The sequence below is a fragment of the Vibrio sp. 661 genome (assembly GCF_033339315.1).
In the GTDB taxonomy this organism is placed as follows: Bacteria; Pseudomonadota; Gammaproteobacteria; order Enterobacterales; family Vibrionaceae; genus Vibrio; species Vibrio alginolyticus.
In genome coordinates, this window is the sequence record NZ_JAWOUJ010000011.1 from 37,405 (window position 1) to 57,595 (window position 20,191).

Below are 20,191 nucleotides of genomic sequence, written 5' to 3' on the forward strand. Positions count from 1 at the left end.
GTTGCGTTTTTTTATGCTCTATTTTGTCTTACTTAGAGATAACCTTTACGAGGTGAGGGTTATATTTCCAATGTTATCGAAAGGTTTATTTGTAATCATCGTTATTCAACGATAAACTGATGGACCTCCAGTACGATACCCAAGGCGATTTTGTAGTAAACCGCTGATAAATATGAGTCGGTATTAGTAATCACAAACAAACGGCAATCAAGACCTTATGTACGCATTAGAAATTGAACAACTGCGCAAGACGTATGCAGGTGGCTTTGAGGCGTTAAAAGGTATAAGTCTCCAAGTGAAAAAGGGTGACTTCTACGCGCTTCTGGGTCCCAATGGTGCAGGAAAATCGACCACGATTGGCATCATCTCCTCCTTAGTGAATAAAACCTCCGGAACGACGAAAGTTTTCGGTTATGACATTGATACTGACCTCGAATTGGCCAAGCAGAATTTAGGCTTGGTGCCACAAGAGTTCAACTTCAACCAGTTTGAAACCGTTGAGCAAATTGTGATGCAGCAAGCTGGCTATTACGGTGTGTCTAAAGTATTAGCCAAAGAAAGAGCAGAAAAATACCTGAAAAAATTGGATTTATGGGAAAAACGCCAAGAGCGTGCTCGTAACCTATCCGGTGGGATGAAGCGTCGTTTAATGATCGCAAGAGCTTTGATGCACGAGCCGCAATTACTCATTTTAGATGAACCAACGGCTGGAGTGGATATTGAACTACGCCGCTCAATGTGGGGGTTTCTGAAAGAGATCAACCAAGAGCAAGGAATTACGATTATTTTAACGACACACTACCTAGAAGAAGCAGAGATGCTGTGTCGAAATATCGGCATCATTAATCGTGGTGAGCTGATTGAAAACACCACCATGAAGGCGTTACTAGGTAAGCTACGCGTCGAAACATTTATCTTGGATGTTGAGTCAGAAGTCGAGGTGCCTGAGCTTGAAGGTGTTAATCGACAAAGTATTGTTGATGGCTCTTTAGAGATAGAACTAGATAAAAGCCAAGGATTGAATTCGGTATTCAGTCAGTTAACCGAGCATGGCATTAAAGTTCTCTCAATGCGTAACAAAGCCAACCGACTTGAAGAGTTGTTTGTCAGCATTGTAAGAGAGGGGAGTAATTAAATGTACGGTTTATATTGGACGGCATTTCGCAGCTTGCTGAGCAAAGAAGTCACTCGTTTTACACGTATTTGGGTGCAAACCTTAGTGCCGCCAGCCATTACGATGACGTTGTACTTCATCATTTTCGGCAATCTTATTGGCTCTCGAATTGGTGAGATGAGCGGCTTTAGTTACATGGAGTACATTGTTCCAGGTTTGATCATGATGTCGGTGATCACCAACTCATACTCGAACGTGGCGTCGTCATTCTTTAGTGCAAAGCTACAGAAGAACATTGAAGAACTGCTGGTGGCACCGGTACCAAACTATGTGATTATTGCTGGCTACGTGATGGGCGGCGTGACTCGAGGTTTGTTGGTCGGTGCAATTGTTACTTGTGTGTCACTTTTGTTCGTTGATTTGCAAGTGAAGCACTGGGGCATTATTGTCGCGACTGTCTTCATGACGTCGGTTGTATTTGCTCTCGGTGGCTTGATCAATGCGGTTTACGCAAAAACGTTTGACGATATTTCGATCATCCCTACGTTTGTATTGACTCCTTTAACTTACTTGGGAGGAGTCTTTTATTCGATCAGTCTGCTGCCTGAATTTTGGCAAGGCGTTTCTAAGATCAACCCAATCGTCTACATGGTGAATGCGTTTCGCTACGGCTTTTTAGGTGTCTCGGATGTGGGCATTGTCACTTCATTTAGTGTACTTGCAGTGTTTGTTGTTGCACTGTATGCCATTGCGCATTACCTAGTAACCAAAGGGATTGGCCTAAGAAGCTAAGCCATTCTCATAAAGCAAAGAGCAGCGACTCATGCTGCTCTTTCGCGTGCATAACAATACATACCCATACAATTTTTCGGTTTTTATCATGGTAGGTTTCAATCATTTGTAATAAATGAGTGATCCTATGAATATTGTCCCGCCGCCGCCTTTCTCCTATCAATTATTTAAGCCCAAATATTGGTCTGTATGGCTGGCATTTGGATCTTTAGCGATTCTTGTTAATGTACTGCCATACGTAGTATTACGAATCTTAGGTAGAAGCATCGGCTGTATTGCGATGCATGTAATGAAGCGCCGACACAAGATCGCTCTGCGTAATCTCCAGCTGTGTTTCCCTGATTTTACGGATTGGCAATGTAAGGACGTAGTACGAAAAAACTTTCAATATACTGGAATGGCGATCATCGAAACCGGTATCGCCTGGTTTTGGCCAGATTGGCGGATACGTCGGATAACCTCTATTGTTGGAAAAGATCGTTTACTCGCTGAGGAAAAGAATGGACGTGGTGTGTTGGTGGTGTGCAGTCACCATTTAAACTTGGAGATAACCGCTCGTATTTTTAGCCGGTTTGCCCAAGGTTATGGCGTTTATCGCCCAAATTCGAATCCTGCTTATGAGTTTATTCAACATCGAGGTCGAACTCGTTTTGGACATCAAATGATTGATCGAAAAGACGTGAAATCAATGCTCAAAGTTCTGAAGAGTGGTCATCGACTTTGGTATTTGCCCGACCATGATTATGGCGTTAGCCATTCTGTTTTTGCGCCGTTTTTTGCTGTTGAACAAGCGGCGAGTACCGTCGGGTCTAGTGTTCTCATTGATGCAACAAAGTGCGCGGTTATATCTGGCGTTACAGTGAGTAAAAATCACCATTACACGCTGTACATTGGAAAAGACATTAGCGAGCGTTTCGAGAGACGTAATGCGGTTAAAGCGGCAAGCATCTTGAACCAAGAGCTTGAGAAAATGATAAAACGTGATATTCCAGCGTGGATGTGGCTGCACAAGCGGTTTAAAACTCGCCCTGAAGGGTTAGATTGCGTCTATACGTAGAGTATAAAAAAGGTCGACTAAGAGTCGACCTTTTTACTTTTATGACTCAGAGCTTACTCTGCTCTCTCTGAGTTTGTATTGTTAGATTCAGCTTCTTCCTTCGCTTCGACAACCATATCTACCGTTTGGTTATCGATAAGACGAGCTTTGCCTAGGAACGCAGACATCAGAATGACAGCTTGTGTCGTTTCTGGTGTGATCACTTGTAATGTACGAGCATCACGAATGAAGATCTCATCAGGGTGCAGACCTGCAGCTCGAAGTTGGTCGCTTGCATCTTCGATGATCGATGCGTAGTCATCGCGGCCACCGCGAATGGCACTACTGATCCAACGCATTGTACGAGCAAGTACAGGCGCACGTTGACGCTCGTCCAGCGTAAGCAAGCCATTGCGTGAACTCATTGCTAAACCGTCCATTTCACGTACGGTTGGTACACCGATGATTTCAATGTCCATTGCTAGGTCATCAACCATCTTGCGGATAACCGCAAGTTGTTGGAAGTCCTTCTCGCCGAAGCACGCGACATCCGGTTGTACGATGTTAAACAGCTTATTCACAATCGTCGTTACGCCACGGAAATGACCTGGTCGAGACACGCCTTCGAGAATTGTTGATAGGCCAGGGACATCGACGAAGGTTTGCTTATCCAGACCTTCTGGGTAGATAACTTCTGGTGTTGGCGTAAATACCACATCGACCCCTTCAGAGGTTAACTTGCTTAAGTCTTCCTCTAGCGTGCGTGGGTAATTATTTAAATCGTCTGCACGATCAAACTGCATCGGATTAACAAAGATGCTTACGACAACGATATCAGCGTATTCGCGTGCTTTACGCACTAAAGTTAAGTGGCCTTCGTGAAGGTTGCCCATGGTAGGGACAAACGCCACTTTACGACCTTCACGTTTAAAGGTTTTAAGGTGTTCACGAACTGCTGAGATTTCCGCAAAAGTTTGCATGCATTTATCCTCTAGGCAATGGTATGAGCGTCGTCTGGGAATACACCGTTGGCTACATCTTCAATGTATTTAGTAACGGCTTTGCGCATATCACCTGTTTCAGCAAGAAAGTTTTTGGAGAATTTCGGCATGTAGTTGGCAGAAATACCAAACATATCATGCATTACGAGAATCTGACCATCTGTTACGTTACCTGCACCAATACCGATAACAGGAACGTCAAGCACTTGCGTAATACGTTCAGCAAGCTCAGCTGGTACGCATTCTAGTAAGACGATTTGAGCGCCTGCTTCTTGCAGCGCTAATGCGTCTTTTACCATGCGGTCTGCTTTTTCTTGATCGCGACCTTGGATTTTGTAACCACCAAAAATATTAACAGCTTGAGGAGTTAAACCAAGATGAGCACAAACTGGAACTGATCGTTCAGTGAGCATTTTCACCGTGTCGACAAGCCAGTCACCACCTTCAATTTTTACCATATTGGCACCAGCACGCATCAGTTTAGCCGCATTTTCGCAAGCTTGCTCTGGCGTGGTGTAGCTCATGAATGGCATGTCTGCCATCAACAAACAATTTGGGCTACCAGCGCGTACGCAACGAGTATGGTAAGCGATATCATCGACCGTTACTGGTAGAGTATCGTTGTGACCTTGCAAAACCATACCTAGAGAATCACCGACAAGAAGTACTGGCATTTCTTGGCTTTCAAACAGTTGGGCAAAGCTCGCATCATAAGCGGTTGAAGTAGCAAATTTACGACCTTCTTGCTTCCACTTGATTAGGTCGTTGATGGTCATTTTTTTCATGGTTTTATCCTTACTAGGAGTTGGCTATGACTGCCAGATACTGAGGCCGTTTCTATCTACTTGTTCCAGTAGTTTAGAGACCTCGGTCCCATCAGGGAGTTGTAAACTTGGTGCAATTTCCGCAAGAGGGTAGAGTACGAATTCACGCTCTTTCATTCCATAATGAGGAACGATCAGCCTCTCGGAATTAATCACCTCATTGCCATAAAGCACAATGTCGAGGTCCAAGGTTCTTGGTCCCCAGCGTTCGTCTTTACGGACACGCCCTTGTTCTTGCTCTATAGCTTGTGTGCAATTGAGCAATTCAATAGGCGTCAAACTGGTGTTAATAGACACAACCGCATTGATGTAATCCGGTTGGTTTTGTGGCCCCATTGGCGTGCTGCTGTATAGCGAAGAAGCTTGAACAAACTCTGATTTAGGCAGCGTTTTTAATGCTTCAATCGCTTGCTTCGCTTGGCTTACAGGATCAGCCAAGTTACTGCCTACCGCAATGTACGCTGTAATCATGATTTGGGCTTACTCTTTTTCTTGCGATAAGTTTTACGGCGGCGCTGGCCTGTTTTCGGTGATTGACCGTCTAAGTCGGCAGCCATTGCTTGACGCATTTCTCGGCCTGCATTTTGAAAAGTTTCCCACCACTTGGCAAGTTTCTGAGTGTCACCACCTTCAATTTCACCGCGCATTTCAAGAAAATCAAAGCCAGCTCTAAATTTATTGAGCTCCATAAGACGGAATGCACGTTTACCGTTACGTCGTGGAAGACGAAGCTGTAACTGCCAAATCTCGCGAATGGTTGCGGTGTGGCGTCTTGGAATGGCAATTGTCCGAACTTGCTCGTCAAGAATGATGTTGCTCGCTTCCATAATGGCGTCGTAATGGCCTAAGTTGCGCTCTTCCATCAGTTCATCGGCTTTCGCACACAGTGGGTACCACAGCATTGCAGCAAACATAAATGCTGGATTGATGCGTTTCCCATCTTCGATGCGCATGTCGGTAGAATCTAGGACAAGATCCAACATCTGCTCAGTGTGAGAGGAGTAATCTTCTGTAAAGTGCGCTGCAATCGTCGGGAATAGTTGCTGGAATAGGTTGTACTCACGCAGTAGGTGGTAGGTTTCTAAGCCATGACCGGATTGCAATAATTTGAGTGACTCTTCAAAAAGACGCGCTGACGGAATGTCACCGAGCAACGGTGCCATGTGTTCGATTGGCGCTGCGGTGTCTTCTTCAATATCAAAGTCTAGTTTTACCGCGAAACGAACCGCACGCAGCATGCGCACAGGGTCTTCACGGTAGCGTGTTTCTGGATCACCAATCAGTCGAATTAGGCGATCTTCTAAATCTTCAATACCACGTGCGTAGTCGTGAATCGAGTAATCTGCGATGTTGTAGTACATCGAGTTAATCGTGAAATCACGGCGCTCAGCATCTTCATCGATGGTGCCGTAGACGTTGTCACGCAGCAGCATACCCTCTTTTGATTGCTGAGAAATGCTCTTATTCTTTTGCTCTTGGTGGTGACCACGGAATGTCGCAACCTCAATGATGTCTCGGCCAAACATAATATGAGCCAAGCGGAAGCGGCGACCAATCAAACGGCAGTTACGAAATAGCTGTTTGATCTGTTCCGGCGTTGCGTTGGTCGCAATGTCAAAATCTTTTGGTTTTTGTCCAAGCAGTAAGTCTCGAACCCCGCCACCCACAAGAAAAGCATCGAAACCAGCACCATTTAGGCGGTACAGTACCTTCAGCGCATTATCACTGATCTGCTTACGCGAAATGTTGTGCTCTTCACGAGTTATTACATTGAGAGCGAGCTCTGGAATTGTGGCAGGTTCGCTTGGTGTATAGTCGTTTGTATTCATGTGCATCTGGCAATAACTGGGTTTAATCCAATCTTGCTTTGGTTAGTTTTATACGCCTCTAGGGCCTAATTTGCGGCTAATGATAGCCTACACAATGCCATTTGAGAATCACGGTGTGATCTCGATCTCTGCTGGAAGCTGTTCCAAGCGCCAGTTTTCGCAGCCCCAACGAAGAATATCTTCTATGTTGGCCGCCCTTACGGTTTCAGGTATCTCGAAACCTAAAAATGTCATGGCGCGCAATAGAGTAGGTTTTGGTGTATCTATATCAATAGCCGTCGCGTGATTTTGTTTCGACAATTTATTGCCGTTGTTGTCCATCGCCAATGGTAAATGCAAGTAGCTAACTTCAGGCTGACCAAGTATTTGGTACAGGCTAATTTGACGCCCTGTCGGCTCGATTAAGTCTGCACCTCGCACGACTTCTGTGACGCCTTGGTCGATGTCGTCCAATACTACCGCAAGATTATAAGCAAATAATCCATCTCGACGTTTAATAATGAAATCTTCATTAACGAGTTGCTCTGGAATAGTAATGGTTCCCCGCTTTTGGTCGAGGAAATGAGCGACAGGCTTGGTCATTTTTAGGCGAATCGCGCCGTCTTTCAAGTTTTTATCGCGGCAAGTGCCAGGATAAAAACCGCCATGCTCTTTAATTTGCTTACGAGTACATTGGCAATAATAGGCTTCCCCATTTTCGAGCCATTTGTTTATTTGAGCTTGGTAAAGGTCGTGACGTTCGCTCTGGTATACCACTTCTCCATCCCAATGCAGCTGATAGGCCTTGAGTGCCTCTAGGATAAGTTGCGCTGCACCTGGCATTTCTCTTGGTGGGTCTAAGTCCTCAATACGTACTAACCAAGCTCCGTTTTGTGCTTTCGCTTGAAAATAACTGCCAAGAGCGGCAATCAGTGAACCAAAATGCAGTGGACCAGAAGGAGATGGGGCGAATCGACCTACATAGCGTGTCATGCGTGTATCTCGAATTTAGTAAACAAATAGGGTGCGAAGATAGCCAAAACAAAAAGGGAGCCTGAGCTCCCTTCAACAATCATAATGCTGGGTGATTAACCTTGCATTTGCTTCTCTTTGATTTCTGCAAGTGTTTTACAGTCAATACAAAGGTCAGCGGTTGGACGTGCTTCAAGACGGCGAACGCCAATCTCTACGCCACAAGACTCACAGAAGCCAAAATCGTCTTCTTTGATTTTATCCAAAGTCTTTTCAATCTTCTTGATCAAACGGCGTTCGCGGTCACGGTTACGCAGTTCTAGGCTGAACTCTTCCTCTTGAGAGGCGCGGTCAACTGGATCTGGGAAGTTTGCTGCTTCGTCCTGCATGTGGTGAACAGTACGATCCACTTCAGCTCTTAGCTGGTCGCGCCAAGCTGTTAAGATTTTCGTAAAGTGTTCAACCTGCTCTGGTGACATGTACTCTTCACCAGGTTTTTCCTGATATGGCTCCACGCCGGCAATGGCTAGGATGCCTATCGTTTTCTTCTTTGATTCTGGCATACAGCATCTCCTACTTACACCTAGTCAACTGCTACGCAGTCAATTTAAGGCGGGTATCTATAGCAAAAAGAGGCGGTGCAAGCAAATACTGAATCGCAAAGTTATCGTCAATGTGAAGACGACATCATTTTTTCTCTTAATTGATAAAATCAATAGCGGAAATCAGCTTCATTCCAGTATCGCTCAGTTCAGCTTTGTAGCAGAGAACTTCCACTCCAGCGTCTTGTGCTTGTTTGAGTAATAGTGAATATTTCGCGTCTATATGGTGCGCCGCGGATACTTTTTCAATACCTGAATGTAAAACAGTGAATAAAAGTATGGCTCTACTTCCATTTTGTGCCATTTCTGTGAGCTCTCTCAGGTGTTTTTGTCCCCGAGTCGTGACCGCATCTGGGAAGTATCCTTGTCCAGTAGAGTCGGTCTCATCAAGAAGAGTGACGCTTTTCACTTCTATATAGCACTTTGGCTTGTCGTCTGCGCTGAGCAAGATATCAATTCGGCTATTTTCATTGCCGTATTTCACCTCAGTTTGAAGTGTGTCATAACCATAAAGCTCTGAAATGACATTATTTTCAATAGCCTCTACGGCTAATTGATTGGCACGCGCGGTGTTGATACAAATACGGTGGCCTTGTTCGGTCTCACTCAACTCCCAACTATTGGGGTATTTTCGTTTCGGGTTGTCGGAAGTAGAAAACCAAACTTTGTTTCCGGGCGTTGCACAACCCGTCATTGCACCTGTATTTGCGCAGTGGATTGTACGGATTTCACCAGTATCGAGCTCGATATCGGCAAGAAAGCGTTTATAACGTTTGAGTAGAGTGGCGGACTCTAAAGCGGGTGTGAAATGCATTTGCTTATTTAGACAAAAAATTTTTTATGTACAATGTTGCCACCATTACACCATAAGGTATTTCCTTTGTCACAATTGCCGATTGAAGCCGTGATGCCTGAGTTGCTGACGGCGGTCAAAAATCAACATCAAGTGATCTTAAAAGCGGCGCCTGGTGCCGGTAAGTCGACTTACTTCCCTTTGCAGTTACTCTTAAATCATTCGGTTGCTGGAAAAATCATCATGCTTGAGCCAAGACGACTCGCGGCGCGTAACATTGCCCGTTATCTTGCTGAGCAATTGGGAGAACAAGTTGGTCAACGCGTGGGTTATCGAGTTCGTGGCGAGGCAAAGGTAAGTTCTGCAACGCAGCTGGAGATCGTGACCGAAGGGATCATGACCAGGATGATCCAAACTGACCCTGAACTGGATGGGGTTGATCTACTGATCTTTGATGAGTTTCATGAACGCAGCATTCATGCCGATACCGCTTTGGCATTCAGTTTAGAAGTTCAAGAGGCATTGCGAGACGATCTCAAGCTGGTGGTAATGTCGGCAACGCTTGACCAACAAGCATTACAATCGTTGTTGCCGGAAGCCTGTTACATTGAATCTGAAGGGCGCAGCTTTGATGTGGCAATGCGCTACCAGCCGTTAGGTGTGAACGAGCATTTACCTACGAGTATGGCAAAAACAATAGAAAGTCTTATGAACAAAGAGTCTGGATCTTTGTTAGCTTTCCTACCGGGTGTTGGTGCCATAAAACAAGTTGAAGAGCGGTTGTCTCATTTAGCGGATGATATCGACGTATGCCCACTTTATGGTCAACTGAGCTTTGCAGATCAACAAAAAGCGATTACGCCAGCAGAACAAGGTAAGCGTAAAGTCGTTCTAGCGACCAACATTGCAGAAACTTCACTAACGATTGAAGGCATTCGCCTCGTCGTTGATTCTGGGTTAGAGCGTATTGCCCGCTTTGATTTGAAAAACGGTTTAACACGCTTAGAGCAAACACGCATTGCACAGTCTTCAGCGATTCAGCGTATAGGACGAGCGGGACGAATAGAAGAGGGCATTTGTGTTCGTCTTTATTCTGAAAACCAGTTCAAGCAGCAACCGCTGGTTCCCCAACCCGAAATTTTGCATTCCGATTTAGCTAGTTTAGTTATGGAGCTTGCCTTTTGGGGAGCGAGTGATATCCACGATCTAAAGTGGCTTGATGTTCCCGCTAATGCGTCATTGGAACAAGCGAAGCAGCTATTGGTGTCATTGGGACTACTGACGGAAAAAGGGCAATTAACGTCCGAAGGAAAACAGGCGCATGAACTAGGCGTTGAGCCTCGTGCGGCTGCGATGCTAATTAAAGCGCAATCTTACAGTGATAAGATGTTAAATGCTGCTTTGGCGGCGGTCGCACTGATTGAAGAGCCAGAGAGAAATGTTACCAATATCGCTTATAGCTTGCATCGTTGGCTTGTTGGTACTCATCCAAAAAAGTCGATGTTGTTCAAGCGTGCTCAATCTCTGGCGTACAAATTGGATACGGTATTTGACCTGAAAGGCGTGGATGAAGATGCATTACCGCTGGTGTTAAGTTTGGCATTTCCAGATCGCATTGCACAGCAGCGCACAAATCAATTTGGGCGATTTACTTTGGCTAATGGTCATGGTGCAGAATGTCGTCAGGAAGACATGCTAGGTGGCTGTGAGTATTTGGTTGCCGTTGACTTAATGCGTTCTCATTCTAATTCAAGTCAAATTCATTCGGCATGTGAATTGGATGTCAATATATTGCGAACGACCTTTGATACGCTATTTTCGTCTGAAGAAGTAGTGGACTGGGATGAAAAAAGAGGCCGCCTAATAGCTGAGCGACAAACAAAACTCGGTCTGCTGGTCGTTGAACGCGAGCCGTTGCCAAGCCCGGGCAAAGAAAAAATGACACAAGCTTTACTCACGTATGTCCGCCGCCAGGGCTTACAGAGTCTAAACTGGACACCGGCAGCGGAGAGCTTGTTAGCTCGGATTCGTTGTGCGGTGGAATGGTTACCTGAGCAGTCATGGCCAATGTTTGATGAAGTCAGTTTGCTGGATTCATTAGAGGAGTGGTTAGAACCATACATGACGTCTGTCAGTTCGGTTAAAGACCTGAGCAAGATAAACTTGGTCGAAGCGCTTAATGCTCGATTAGGTTGGCCACTCAATCAACAACTGGATGAATGGTTACCTGAGCATTACCAACTGCCCACAGGTTCAAAGAAGCGTATCCGTTACCAATATGGCCATGAGCCGATATTATCGGTGCGTATGCAAGAAGTATTTGGGGAGAGTGGTTCCCCAACGGTGGCTCTTGGCCGCAAGCGTTTGGTGCTTGAACTGCTTTCACCGGCACAACGTCCATTGCAAGTAACGTCGGACTTGGCGGCTTTCTGGAACGGAAGCTACAAAGACGTTCAAAAAGAGATGAAAGGGCGCTACCCAAAACACGTTTGGCCAGATGATCCTGCCAATCATGTAGCAACAACGAAAACAAAAAGACAATTGAATAATGACTGACAGCAAGAAGCCTAGCGCGAAAAAAGCGCCAGCGAAGAAAAGTACAACCAATAAAGGAGCCGCAAAACAGACTCGACGTACGCCGAGTAAAAAGCCGACTAACGAGAAACGTTCGTGGTTGAAAGTTCTGTGGTCGTTTAGCTGGAAAGCTGGCGTTGCACTTGCCGCTGTTTTGCTGTTTGTTGGGATTTACTTAGATAGTGTGGTGAAAGAACGCTTTGAAGGCCAGCTGTTTGAGCTGCCAACGGTGGTTTATGCCCGTATCTTGAATCTAAGCCCTGGTGAGAATATCACCATCCAAGAACTGCGCAACGAGCTAGATGTGTTGAATTACCGTAAAGTGAGTCAACCTCGTTACCCAGGCGAATATTCCTCTTCTTCCACTCGGATTGAATTGATTCGTCGTCCATTCGAGTTTGCCGATGGTCCTGAGCCAGATCGTCACATTATGCTGCATTTCTCTGATTCCGGTTTGCAACGTATTCAGTCTTTAGAATCTCGAGGAGACCTTGGTTACTTGCGCCTAGAACCGAAGATGTTGGGCATGCTGGAGAAAGACCGTGATGAACAGCGCCTTTTCTTACGTCGTGATCAGTTCCCTGAAATTTTGGTGGATGCACTGCTTGCGACCGAAGACCGGGATTTTTATCAACATGACGGGGTGTCACCGCTCGCGATTGCACGTGCATTGGTTGCGAACATTAAGGCGGGTCGTACTGTTCAAGGTGGTAGTACGCTGACTCAGCAATTGGCAAAAAACCTGTTTTTGACTCGTGATAAAACACTGTGGCGTAAAGTTCGAGAAGCGTATATCGCGCTAATTTTGGATTACCGTTACAGCAAAGATCGTATTTTAGAAGCCTACCTAAACGAAGTGTACCTAGGTCAAAGTGGAGGTGAAGCGATCCACGGGTTTGGCTTGGCGTCGCGTTACTATTTTGGGCAGCCAATTCAGGAGTTGCGAATCGATCAACTGGCGATGTTAGTTGGGATGGTAAAAGGACCGTCTTACTACAACCCAATTCGTTACCCTGAGAGAACGAAAGAGCGTCGTGATCTCGTTCTGCGCCTGTTAATGCAGCAAAACATGTTGACTTCAGAGCAGTATGAACAAGCTGTAAGTCGTCCACTCGATACGCAAAGCAAGCCACGTATTGCGAGCCGTCAGCCAGCTTATTTCCAACAATTGAGCATTGAATTAAAAGAAAAAGTTGGGGAGCGATTTAAAGCAGAGACCGGACTGCGCGTATTTACGTCTCTGGACCCAGTATCGCAAAGCAAAATGGAACAAGCTATCGCGAAAAAGATCCCAGAACTAGCTAAACGGGGTGGTAAAGAGTTAGAAGCCGCTGCTGTGGCCGTTGATCGCCATAGTGGTGAAATCCGTGCGATGGTTGGTGGTAAACGTGTCGGTTATGAAGGCTTTAACCGCGCGCTCAATGCCAGTCGTCCAATTGGTTCTTTAGTGAAACCAGCGATTTACTTAACGGCTCTAGAACAACCGGATAAATACAACCTAGGCACGACGCTACACGACACGCCGTTAAGTCTGAAGAGCAGTAAAGGTAACGTGTGGACGCCGCGCAACTACGATAGAAAATATCGTGGTGATGTGCCACTTTACATTGCTTTAGCGAAATCACTTAACGTACCAACCGTGCGCTTAGGTATGGCACTTGGCATTCCTGAAGTCTCCAATACTTTAGAGCGTTTGGGCGTGAACAAAGACGAAATTCGCCCAGTGCCTTCGATGTTTTTGGGTTCGTTTTCTTTGACGCCATTCGAAGTCGCACAGATGTATCAGACTCTGACGAATTCAGGTAAGCGTGCAAAACTGACCGCTCTGCGCTCAGTCATGGATATGGAAGGTAATGTGCTGTATCAATCCTTGCCTCGTTCATCAAGAGCCGTGGATGAACAAGCAGCATGGCTAACGACCTACGCGATGAAACAAGGGGTTGCTCAAGGCACTGGCCGCTTCTTACAAAGCCAGTTTGGTTGGGCTGCATTGGCAGGAAAAACGGGTACCAGTAATGACAACCGCGATAGTTGGTTTGTCGGTGTTGATGGTCGTGAGGTGACGACAATTTGGCTAGGCCGCGACGATAATAAACCCGTGAATCTAACGGGGTCGAGTGGTGCATTACGAGTGTACGCAGAGTACTTGAAGCAGCGTATTCCTGAGCGCTTAGAGCTCCCATGGCCAAGAGAAATCACCACATTAGGGTTCAAGCCTACATCTGATGGAGGTTTAGAAATGAACTGCCGTAGTGATTACAAACTGCCGGTTTGGGATAAAACCGGTCAGATAAAGCAACAGTGTGAGAAGAAATCAAACTGGTTAAATAGCATATTTGATTGGTAGCATCGCCAAATCAACAACATTAGCTTGTTTATCTGATTAATTCTTAGTACATATTAGGGCGTGTTAGTACAGTACTGCTAGCACGCCCTACTTGATCAGATATTCAATAAAGGAAGAAGTGAATGTTCAAAAAGCTGTTATCAAGCCCATCGGTTCGCAACTTTGCGCTTTGGGTTAGTACCTTTTTGATGATCACTCCTTCTGTTTCCCTCGCAAACTCTCTAACAAAAACGGATGACTTGGAACCTCGACCAAAGGTGGCGGTTGTGCTCGCTGGTGGCGGAGCGAAAGGGGCGGCACACATTGGGGTTTTAAAAGCATTGGAAGAAATGCAGATCCCTGTCGATATTGTGACCGGTACCAGTATGGGCGCCTATGTGGGTGGGCTCTATGCCACGGGGATGAGTGCTGAAGAAATCGAGAGTTTTATCTACACCGTCGATTGGGGCAGCGGTTATCGAGATCGTGTTGACCGTAGCCAACGTCGAGTTCGTGACAAAGAGTATGAAGACCGCTATCAAATTAATACCGACCTCGGCTTAAGGTTCGGTGAGGTACGAGCACCAACGGGTGTGGTGCAAGGCCAGAACATGTTGCGAGTATTGCGTGAGACTACAGGGAACTTAGGGCGATTCGATTCTTTTGATGATCTTGCCATTCCTTATCGTTCTGTTGCGACAGATATTCTTGCCTTAGAAGAAGTCGTACTGGGCAATGGTTACCTTGTGGACGCCATGATGGCTAGCATGTCTGTACCAGGAGCGCTTCCTCCCTATAAGCTCAATGGCCATATGCTTGTTGATGGCGGCGTCGTCAATAACATGCCTGTCGATGTGGCTCGCGCCATGGGGGCTGATGTCGTTATTGCCGTCGATATTAGCACCGACTACAAAACCGAAGATGAATTTACGGGGCTGTTTACTGTCGCGGACCAACTCTCTAACTATCTCGTTCGTCGTAGTACACAACAGCAAGTGGACGAGCTTGAACCTCAAGATATCTATATTCGTCCCAATGTGGGCACCATGGAAACTGTCGAGTTCGACAAAATGCCTTGGGCTTTTCAAGCTGGGTACGATATTACCAAGCAGTTAAAAGACAAGCTGAAAGGGTTGCGCTTGTCCAATGCGGACTATCAAAAATACATCGATCGCAAACAAGAAGTTCGTAAAACTTTGATTTATGGCGATCAGCGTGTGGTTGATGACATAGTGATTGTTAATAACACGCACTACAGCGATGTGTTGTTGACGAATCGTATTGAATTAGAAACCGGACGTCGTATTTCAACGGCCGAAATTGAGAAAGCCGTTGAAAACCTCTACGCGTTAGATCGGTTCGAGCTCATCACTTATCACTTTGAAGAGGTTGATGGTGAGACATTGTTGGTTTTTGATGTTAACGAGAAGTCGTGGGGGCCTAATTATCTCAACTTCCGATTTTTTCTTGAAGATGACTTCGATACAGATAGCCAGTACGGCATAGGGATATCAACCAACTTTACCAACTTGAACTCTCATGGCGCGGAGTTGGCGTTCAACGTAGAAATGGGCACGGATAAGCTGATTGAAGCTGAGTTGTATTCCCCTGTTTTATCTAGCCAAGAACTTTTTGTATCGGGGCGTATTTCCTATGGCAGTGAGAGCCGAAACTTACCTTTAACAGAGCCTCAAGCACCAGGTTTAGAGTCAGTAAATGACTTTTTTCCGGTCACTTACGATGATTTTACAACAGAGTTAGCGATAGGTATCCAACCCACATTGTGGCAAGAACTTCGATTTGGCGCTCGCTACTCAACCGGAGATATTGAGCTTTCTACTTTGGCTTCTGCTGGCAAATTGGATTTTGAACGTCGTGGCTTGTTTGCCAATTATCGTCTAGATACACTTGATGATTTCGCATTTCCGACTCGTGGACTTTTAGTCGATCTCGAATATTTAGTGTCTCATGATCAAAGTCCTCAGGGCGTTAGCCTTTTAGAGACTGACAAAATTATTGAAGATACCGTTTATGAAATCTCTGCACGATTTAAAGGTGCAGTGAGTCATCAGCGTCATACTTTAGTCGGACATGCTGAATATAGTTTTGTAGAGAGTAAAAACTCATCTTTACCGCTTGATCCCAGAGAGTTGGGCGGCTTCTTAAGCCTATCGGGAATCCCAAGAAATAGCCTGATCGGACAGAACTTATTTTTCAGCAGTTTGGTGTACCGATATAAGTGGTTTGATAATGATTTCGGATTGTTTGAAGCTCCAGTCTACCTGGGCGCATCGGTCGAATATGGCGGTGTTTGGTCTGATAATGATCTGAAACTAAACGAAGCGCCGCTTTACAATGCTGGCTCCATCTTCTTTGGTGTTGACTCACCAATAGGACCAATAATGTTGGCATACGGTCGTACCGAGCAAGATTTGGATGCTGTGTATTTGATCGTAGGAACATCGTTTAATTAATCGGGTATGAGAAAGCAAAAACTTGGCATATTTGGTCAAAATTAGCAGAACTTTAGTCGTAAGTTGCTATGTTGGTCAAAATGATAAGATTTTAATTTAAGGTTAAATTTGCTATTATTTTGCCCACAGTTTGGCCTCTACGGCGCTGTTTCTCAATCATAATTGAATGAAAACAAGGGCAATGGAGAGCCAAGTTTCCAAGGATGTTCACTCCTTTACTTTAACAATAGTAATAATAGAGGAGGAACCGCAATGAGAGGAAAAAGTCGTGCTTGAAGCCTACCGTAAACACGTCGAAGAGCGTGCTGCTGAAGGAGTTGTTCCTAAACCGCTAGACGCAGAACAAGTTGCTGGACTTGTAGAACTTCTGAAAAATCCCCCACAAGGTGAAGAAGAAGTCATTCTTGACCTACTTGAAAACCGTATCCCTCCAGGTGTTGATGAAGCTGCTTATGTAAAAGCGGGTTTCCTAACAGCAGTAGCAAAAGGTGAAGTTAAATCACCATTAGTGAGTCGTGAAAAAGCGGCTGAACTGCTAGGCACTATGCAAGGTGGTTACAACATCGAACCGCTAGTTGAGCTATTGGATGATGAAGCACTGGCAGAGATCGCAGTAAAAGCGCTGTCTCATACGCTGCTGATGTTTGATGCTTTCTATGACGTAGAAGAGAAAGCGAAAGCAGGCAATGCGCATGCACAGAAAGTACTTCAATCATGGGCTGATGCTGAGTGGTTCCTTTCTAAGCCTAAGCTTGAAGAAAAAGTCACTCTAACCGTATTTAAAGTAACAGGTGAAACGAACACGGATGACCTTTCACCTGCACCTGACGCTTGGTCTCGCCCTGATATCCCAGTACACGCACTGGCGATGCTTAAAAACGAGCGTGAAGGAATAAACCCTGATCAACCGGGTACTATTGGCCCGATCAAGCAAATTGAAGAGTTAAAAGAAAAAGGTCATCAATTGGTTTACGTTGGTGATGTTGTTGGTACTGGCTCTTCACGTAAATCGGCAACCAACTCAGTGCTTTGGTTTATGGGTGATGATATCCCTTACGTTCCAAACAAACGAGCTGGTGGGTATGTGCTTGGTGGCAAAATTGCCCCTATCTTCTTTAACACAATGGAAGATGCTGGCGCACTACCAATCGAAGTTGACGTAACTAAGCTCAACATGGGCGATGTTATCGATGTTTACCCATATGAAGGTAAAGTTTGCAACCACGAAACTGGTGAGGTTCTAGCTGAGTTCTCGCTAAAAACAGAAGTACTGATTGATGAAGTTCGTGCTGGTGGTCGTATCCCATTGATCATCGGTCGTGGTTTGACAGACAAAGCGCGCCAGTCTCTAGGTCTTGAGCCTTCGGACGTATTCCGCAAACCTGGTGAAATCGCAGATTCTGGTAAAGGCTACACGCTTGCACAGAAAATGGTTGGTAAAGCATGTGGCGTAGAAGGCATCCGTCCTGGAACCTACTGTGAGCCGAAAATGACGACAGTAGGTTCGCAAGATACTACTGGCCCTATGACTCGTGATGAACTTAAAGACTTGGCGTGTCTCGGCTTCTCTGCTGATCTTGTCATGCAGTCTTTCTGTCACACATCGGCTTATCCAAAACCAGTAGACGTTAACACTCACCATACACTTCCGGACTTTATTATGAACCGCGGTGGTGTATCTCTTCGTCCTGGTGACGGTATTATCCACTCATGGCTAAACCGTATGCTACTACCGGATACTGTCGGTACGGGTGGTGACTCACATACTCGTTTCCCTCTGGGTATTTCATTCCCAGCCGGCTCGGGCTTGGTTGCCTTTGCAGCTGCGACAGGCGTTATGCCGCTAGACATGCCAGAGTCAATCTTGGTTCGTTTTAAAGGTGAGATGCAACCGGGTATTACACTGCGTGATCTTGTTCATGCCATCCCTTACTACGCGATTCAGCAAGGTCTACTAACGGTAGAAAAAGCGGGCAAGATCAACGAATTTTCTGGTCGTATCCTTGAGATTGAAGGCTTAGAAACGCTAACGGTTGAGCAAGCATTTGAGCTTTCTGATGCATCTGCAGAGCGTTCGGCGGCAGGTTGTACTGTGAAATTGTCTCAAGAGTCGATCGAAGAGTACTTAAACTCTAACATCGTGATGCTGAAGTGGATGATCTCTGAAGGTTACGGTGATCGCCGTACTATCGAGCGCCGCATTACTGCAATGCAAGAGTGGCTAGCAAACCCTGAGCTGATGCAAGCAGATAAAGACGCTGAATACGCACATGTGATTGAAATCGATATGGCTGAAATCAATGAGCCAGTACTATGTGCACCGAATGACCCAGATGACGCTCGTTTGTTGTCTGAAGTACAAGGCACAGCGATTGATGAAGTGTTCATCGGTTCTTGTATGACGAACATCGGTCACTTCCGCGCAGCAGGTAAATTGCTTGATAAGTTCAATGGCCAGTTAGCGACGCGCCTTTGGGTAGCGCCACCAACAAAGATGGATAAAGACCAACTGATTGAAGAAGGCTACTACGGTATCTTCGGACGTGCAGGGGTGCGTATTGAAACGCCAGGGTGTTCACTTTGTATGGGTAACCAAGCGCGTGTTGCAGATAAATCAACAGTAATGTCGACTTCAACGCGTAACTTCCCGAACCGTCTGGGTACTGGTGCGAATGTTTACCTATCGTCAGCTGAGCTAGCTGCAGTAGGTGCAATCCTAGGTAAAATTCCAACCAAAGAAGAATACCTAGAATACGCGAAGCAAATCGACGCTACGGCAACGGATACGTACCGCTACTTGAACTTCCATAAAATGGATCAATACACCAAGAAAGCGGACGAAGTGATCTTCCAAGAACCGGCATAATCAGAAATGCACAATTCAAAAGCACCTCACATGAGGTGCTTTTTTTATGGGAGCAATTCGCTATACTCGCACCAAATTGATACGAAATAGGCAATCTCGGTGGAATTTGAATTCATTCGTAACACGTTGATGGGCGAGTACTACGTAAAATGTAGCATGGGACATGAGATTGTAGGGCGCTGGTTGCAAGAAGAAATTGGCAAAGATCCGATGAAGATTGCACAGGTTGAAAAGCTAATTGAGCGGTCATTTTCAGTGCCTTCTCAGGAGCATAACCTAACAGGCACGGAAATTAGCTTGATGATTCAGGGCGACGAAGTTCTTGTACAAGAAAACGCATTAGCCCATGAATATGATGTCGAGATGGAAAGTGAGTTCGACTTCTACAATGCAGAAAGTACAGCAAGTTGTGGGATAGAGGATTTCATGGCACTTATCGAACAGTGGAAAGACTTTTTGAACATTTAATGCACAGTTTTGGGTAACTTCTCTGCCGTTGCTTTAAATTTGTGAAAAGGGCGCACCGATATGGTGCGCCCTTTTTGTTTATAGATATGTAAATTGAGGTTAGTTTTTATTATTCAATAACTTAAAAACTTGGCACGTAGATTGGATTATAAGAAGTGTTTCAGGATGAAAGCTTCGGAGATAACTCAATGAAAATAATCAATGCCATTATTAAGCCGTTTAAATTAGACGATGTACGAGAAGCATTGGCTGATGTCGGTATCGAAGGGATGACAGTATCAGAAGTTAAAGGGTTCGGTCGTCAAAAAGGTCACACGGAATTGTATCGCGGTGCAGAGTATCAAGTCGATTTTCTACCAAAGGTGAAAATTGAAATCGCGACTCACGCAGACAATGTAGATCGCGTTGTTGAAGCAATTACAAAAGCTGCGCAAACCGGAAAAATCGGCGACGGTAAAATTTTTGTTTACGATCTGAACCAAGCGGTGCGTATCCGAACTGGCGAAATGGACGCAGAAGCACTTTAAGAATTCAAAGGATT

Annotated in this window: 16 protein-coding genes; 9 read left to right on the forward strand and 7 right to left on the reverse strand. The window is 45.5% G+C overall.

Going from position 1 to position 20,191, the window contains the following annotated elements; genetic code table 11:
• Positions 1-217 precede the first annotated feature (217 nt).
• The 3 genes from R7P69_RS17340 (at position 218) to R7P69_RS17350 (ending at position 2,963) form a co-directional block, all read left to right on the forward strand.
• Positions 218-1,135 carry an ABC transporter ATP-binding protein gene (locus R7P69_RS17340; protein ID WP_206954813.1) on the forward strand — a complete coding sequence of 306 codons (918 nt, stop codon included), beginning with the start codon at positions 218-220 and terminating at the stop codon, positions 1,133-1,135.
• The gene (locus tag R7P69_RS17345) at positions 1,136-1,906 is read left to right on the forward strand and encodes an ABC transporter permease (protein WP_017820398.1); all 771 of its coding nucleotides are present in this window, start codon (positions 1,136-1,138) and stop codon (positions 1,904-1,906) included.
• Positions 1,907-2,033: 127 nt separating this feature from the next.
• Positions 2,034-2,963: a Kdo(2)-lipid IV(A) acyltransferase gene (locus tag R7P69_RS17350; RefSeq protein ID WP_017820400.1), complete on the forward strand. Its 930-nt coding sequence runs from the start codon at positions 2,034-2,036 to the stop codon at positions 2,961-2,963.
• Between the two features lie 53 nt (positions 2,964-3,016).
• Here the strand turns inward: R7P69_RS17350 and panC are convergent, their stop codons facing one another.
• The 7 genes from panC to sfsA form a co-directional block, all read right to left on the reverse strand.
• Entirely contained in the window at positions 3,017-3,922 is a 906-nt protein-coding gene (gene panC / locus R7P69_RS17355) for a pantoate--beta-alanine ligase (protein WP_238952112.1), read from the reverse strand.
• Between the two features lie 11 nt (positions 3,923-3,933).
• On the reverse strand, positions 3,934-4,728 hold the full coding sequence (gene panB, locus R7P69_RS17360; RefSeq protein ID WP_005386592.1) for a 3-methyl-2-oxobutanoate hydroxymethyltransferase: 795 nt from the start codon (positions 4,726-4,728) through the stop codon (positions 3,934-3,936).
• Positions 4,729-4,752: 24 nt separating this feature from the next.
• On the reverse strand, positions 4,753-5,238 hold the full coding sequence (gene folK, locus R7P69_RS17365) for a 2-amino-4-hydroxy-6-hydroxymethyldihydropteridine diphosphokinase (protein ID WP_005380007.1): 486 nt from the start codon (positions 5,236-5,238) through the stop codon (positions 4,753-4,755).
• Positions 5,235-6,602, reverse strand: coding sequence for a polynucleotide adenylyltransferase PcnB (gene pcnB / locus R7P69_RS17370; protein WP_005386589.1), 1,368 nt, complete (start codon positions 6,600-6,602; stop codon positions 5,235-5,237). The genes folK and pcnB overlap by 4 nt, the downstream gene beginning before the upstream one ends.
• A gap of 102 nt (positions 6,603-6,704) precedes the next feature.
• Positions 6,705-7,568: a tRNA glutamyl-Q(34) synthetase GluQRS gene (gluQRS, locus tag R7P69_RS17375; RefSeq protein WP_005386586.1), complete on the reverse strand. Its 864-nt coding sequence runs from the start codon at positions 7,566-7,568 to the stop codon at positions 6,705-6,707.
• Between the two features lie 95 nt (positions 7,569-7,663).
• On the reverse strand, positions 7,664-8,110 hold the full coding sequence (gene dksA, locus R7P69_RS17380; protein ID WP_005386584.1) for an RNA polymerase-binding protein DksA: 447 nt from the start codon (positions 8,108-8,110) through the stop codon (positions 7,664-7,666).
• 136 nt (positions 8,111-8,246) lie between these two features.
• Entirely contained in the window at positions 8,247-8,963 is a 717-nt protein-coding gene (sfsA, locus tag R7P69_RS17385; protein WP_005380023.1) for a DNA/RNA nuclease SfsA, read from the reverse strand.
• Between the two features lie 66 nt (positions 8,964-9,029).
• Between sfsA and hrpB the strand changes: the two genes are divergently transcribed.
• The 6 genes from hrpB (at position 9,030) to R7P69_RS17415 (ending at position 20,177) form a co-directional block, all read left to right on the forward strand.
• Positions 9,030-11,498 carry an ATP-dependent helicase HrpB gene (hrpB, locus tag R7P69_RS17390; RefSeq protein ID WP_238952111.1) on the forward strand — a complete coding sequence of 823 codons (2,469 nt, stop codon included), beginning with the start codon at positions 9,030-9,032 and terminating at the stop codon, positions 11,496-11,498.
• On the forward strand, positions 11,491-13,863 hold the full coding sequence (gene mrcB / locus R7P69_RS17395; RefSeq protein WP_017820402.1) for a penicillin-binding protein 1B: 2,373 nt from the start codon (positions 11,491-11,493) through the stop codon (positions 13,861-13,863). The genes hrpB and mrcB overlap by 8 nt, the downstream gene beginning before the upstream one ends.
• A 122-nt stretch (positions 13,864-13,985) precedes the next feature.
• Entirely contained in the window at positions 13,986-16,316 is a 2,331-nt protein-coding gene (locus tag R7P69_RS17400) for a patatin-like phospholipase family protein (RefSeq protein ID WP_238952110.1), read from the forward strand.
• A 268-nt stretch (positions 16,317-16,584) separates the two neighbouring features.
• On the forward strand, positions 16,585-19,182 hold the full coding sequence (gene acnB, locus R7P69_RS17405; protein ID WP_238952109.1) for a bifunctional aconitate hydratase 2/2-methylisocitrate dehydratase: 2,598 nt from the start codon (positions 16,585-16,587) through the stop codon (positions 19,180-19,182).
• A 99-nt stretch (positions 19,183-19,281) separates the two neighbouring features.
• Positions 19,282-19,650: a YacL family protein gene (locus R7P69_RS17410; RefSeq protein ID WP_206954587.1), complete on the forward strand. Its 369-nt coding sequence runs from the start codon at positions 19,282-19,284 to the stop codon at positions 19,648-19,650.
• A 188-nt stretch (positions 19,651-19,838) separates the two neighbouring features.
• Positions 19,839-20,177: a P-II family nitrogen regulator gene (locus R7P69_RS17415; RefSeq protein ID WP_005386570.1), complete on the forward strand. Its 339-nt coding sequence runs from the start codon at positions 19,839-19,841 to the stop codon at positions 20,175-20,177.
• Positions 20,178-20,191: the final 14 nt, after the last annotated feature.

What these genes read in the sequence shown, in the direction of transcription:
- R7P69_RS17340 (WP_206954813.1), top strand. Translation starts at nt 218, where the DNA reads ATGTACGCATTAGAAATTGAACAACTGCGCAAGACGTATGCAGGTGGC.
- R7P69_RS17345 (WP_017820398.1), top strand. Translation starts at nt 1,136, where the DNA reads ATGTACGGTTTATATTGGACGGCATTTCGCAGCTTGCTGAGCAAAGAA.
- R7P69_RS17350 (WP_017820400.1), top strand. Translation starts at nt 2,034, where the DNA reads ATGAATATTGTCCCGCCGCCGCCTTTCTCCTATCAATTATTTAAGCCC.
- panC (WP_238952112.1), bottom strand. Translation starts at nt 3,922, where the DNA reads ATGCAAACTTTTGCGGAAATCTCAGCAGTTCGTGAACACCTTAAAACC.
- panB (WP_005386592.1), bottom strand. Translation starts at nt 4,728, where the DNA reads ATGAAAAAAATGACCATCAACGACCTAATCAAGTGGAAGCAAGAAGGT.
- folK (WP_005380007.1), bottom strand. Translation starts at nt 5,238, where the DNA reads ATGATTACAGCGTACATTGCGGTAGGCAGTAACTTGGCTGATCCTGTA.
- pcnB (WP_005386589.1), bottom strand. Translation starts at nt 6,602, where the DNA reads ATGCACATGAATACAAACGACTATACACCAAGCGAACCTGCCACAATT.
- gluQRS (WP_005386586.1), bottom strand. Translation starts at nt 7,568, where the DNA reads ATGACACGCTATGTAGGTCGATTCGCCCCATCTCCTTCTGGTCCACTG.
- dksA (WP_005386584.1), bottom strand. Translation starts at nt 8,110, where the DNA reads ATGCCAGAATCAAAGAAGAAAACGATAGGCATCCTAGCCATTGCCGGC.
- sfsA (WP_005380023.1), bottom strand. Translation starts at nt 8,963, where the DNA reads ATGCATTTCACACCCGCTTTAGAGTCCGCCACTCTACTCAAACGTTAT.
- mrcB (WP_017820402.1), top strand. Translation starts at nt 11,491, where the DNA reads ATGACTGACAGCAAGAAGCCTAGCGCGAAAAAAGCGCCAGCGAAGAAA.
- R7P69_RS17400 (WP_238952110.1), top strand. Translation starts at nt 13,986, where the DNA reads ATGTTCAAAAAGCTGTTATCAAGCCCATCGGTTCGCAACTTTGCGCTT.
- R7P69_RS17415 (WP_005386570.1), top strand. Translation starts at nt 19,839, where the DNA reads ATGAAAATAATCAATGCCATTATTAAGCCGTTTAAATTAGACGATGTA.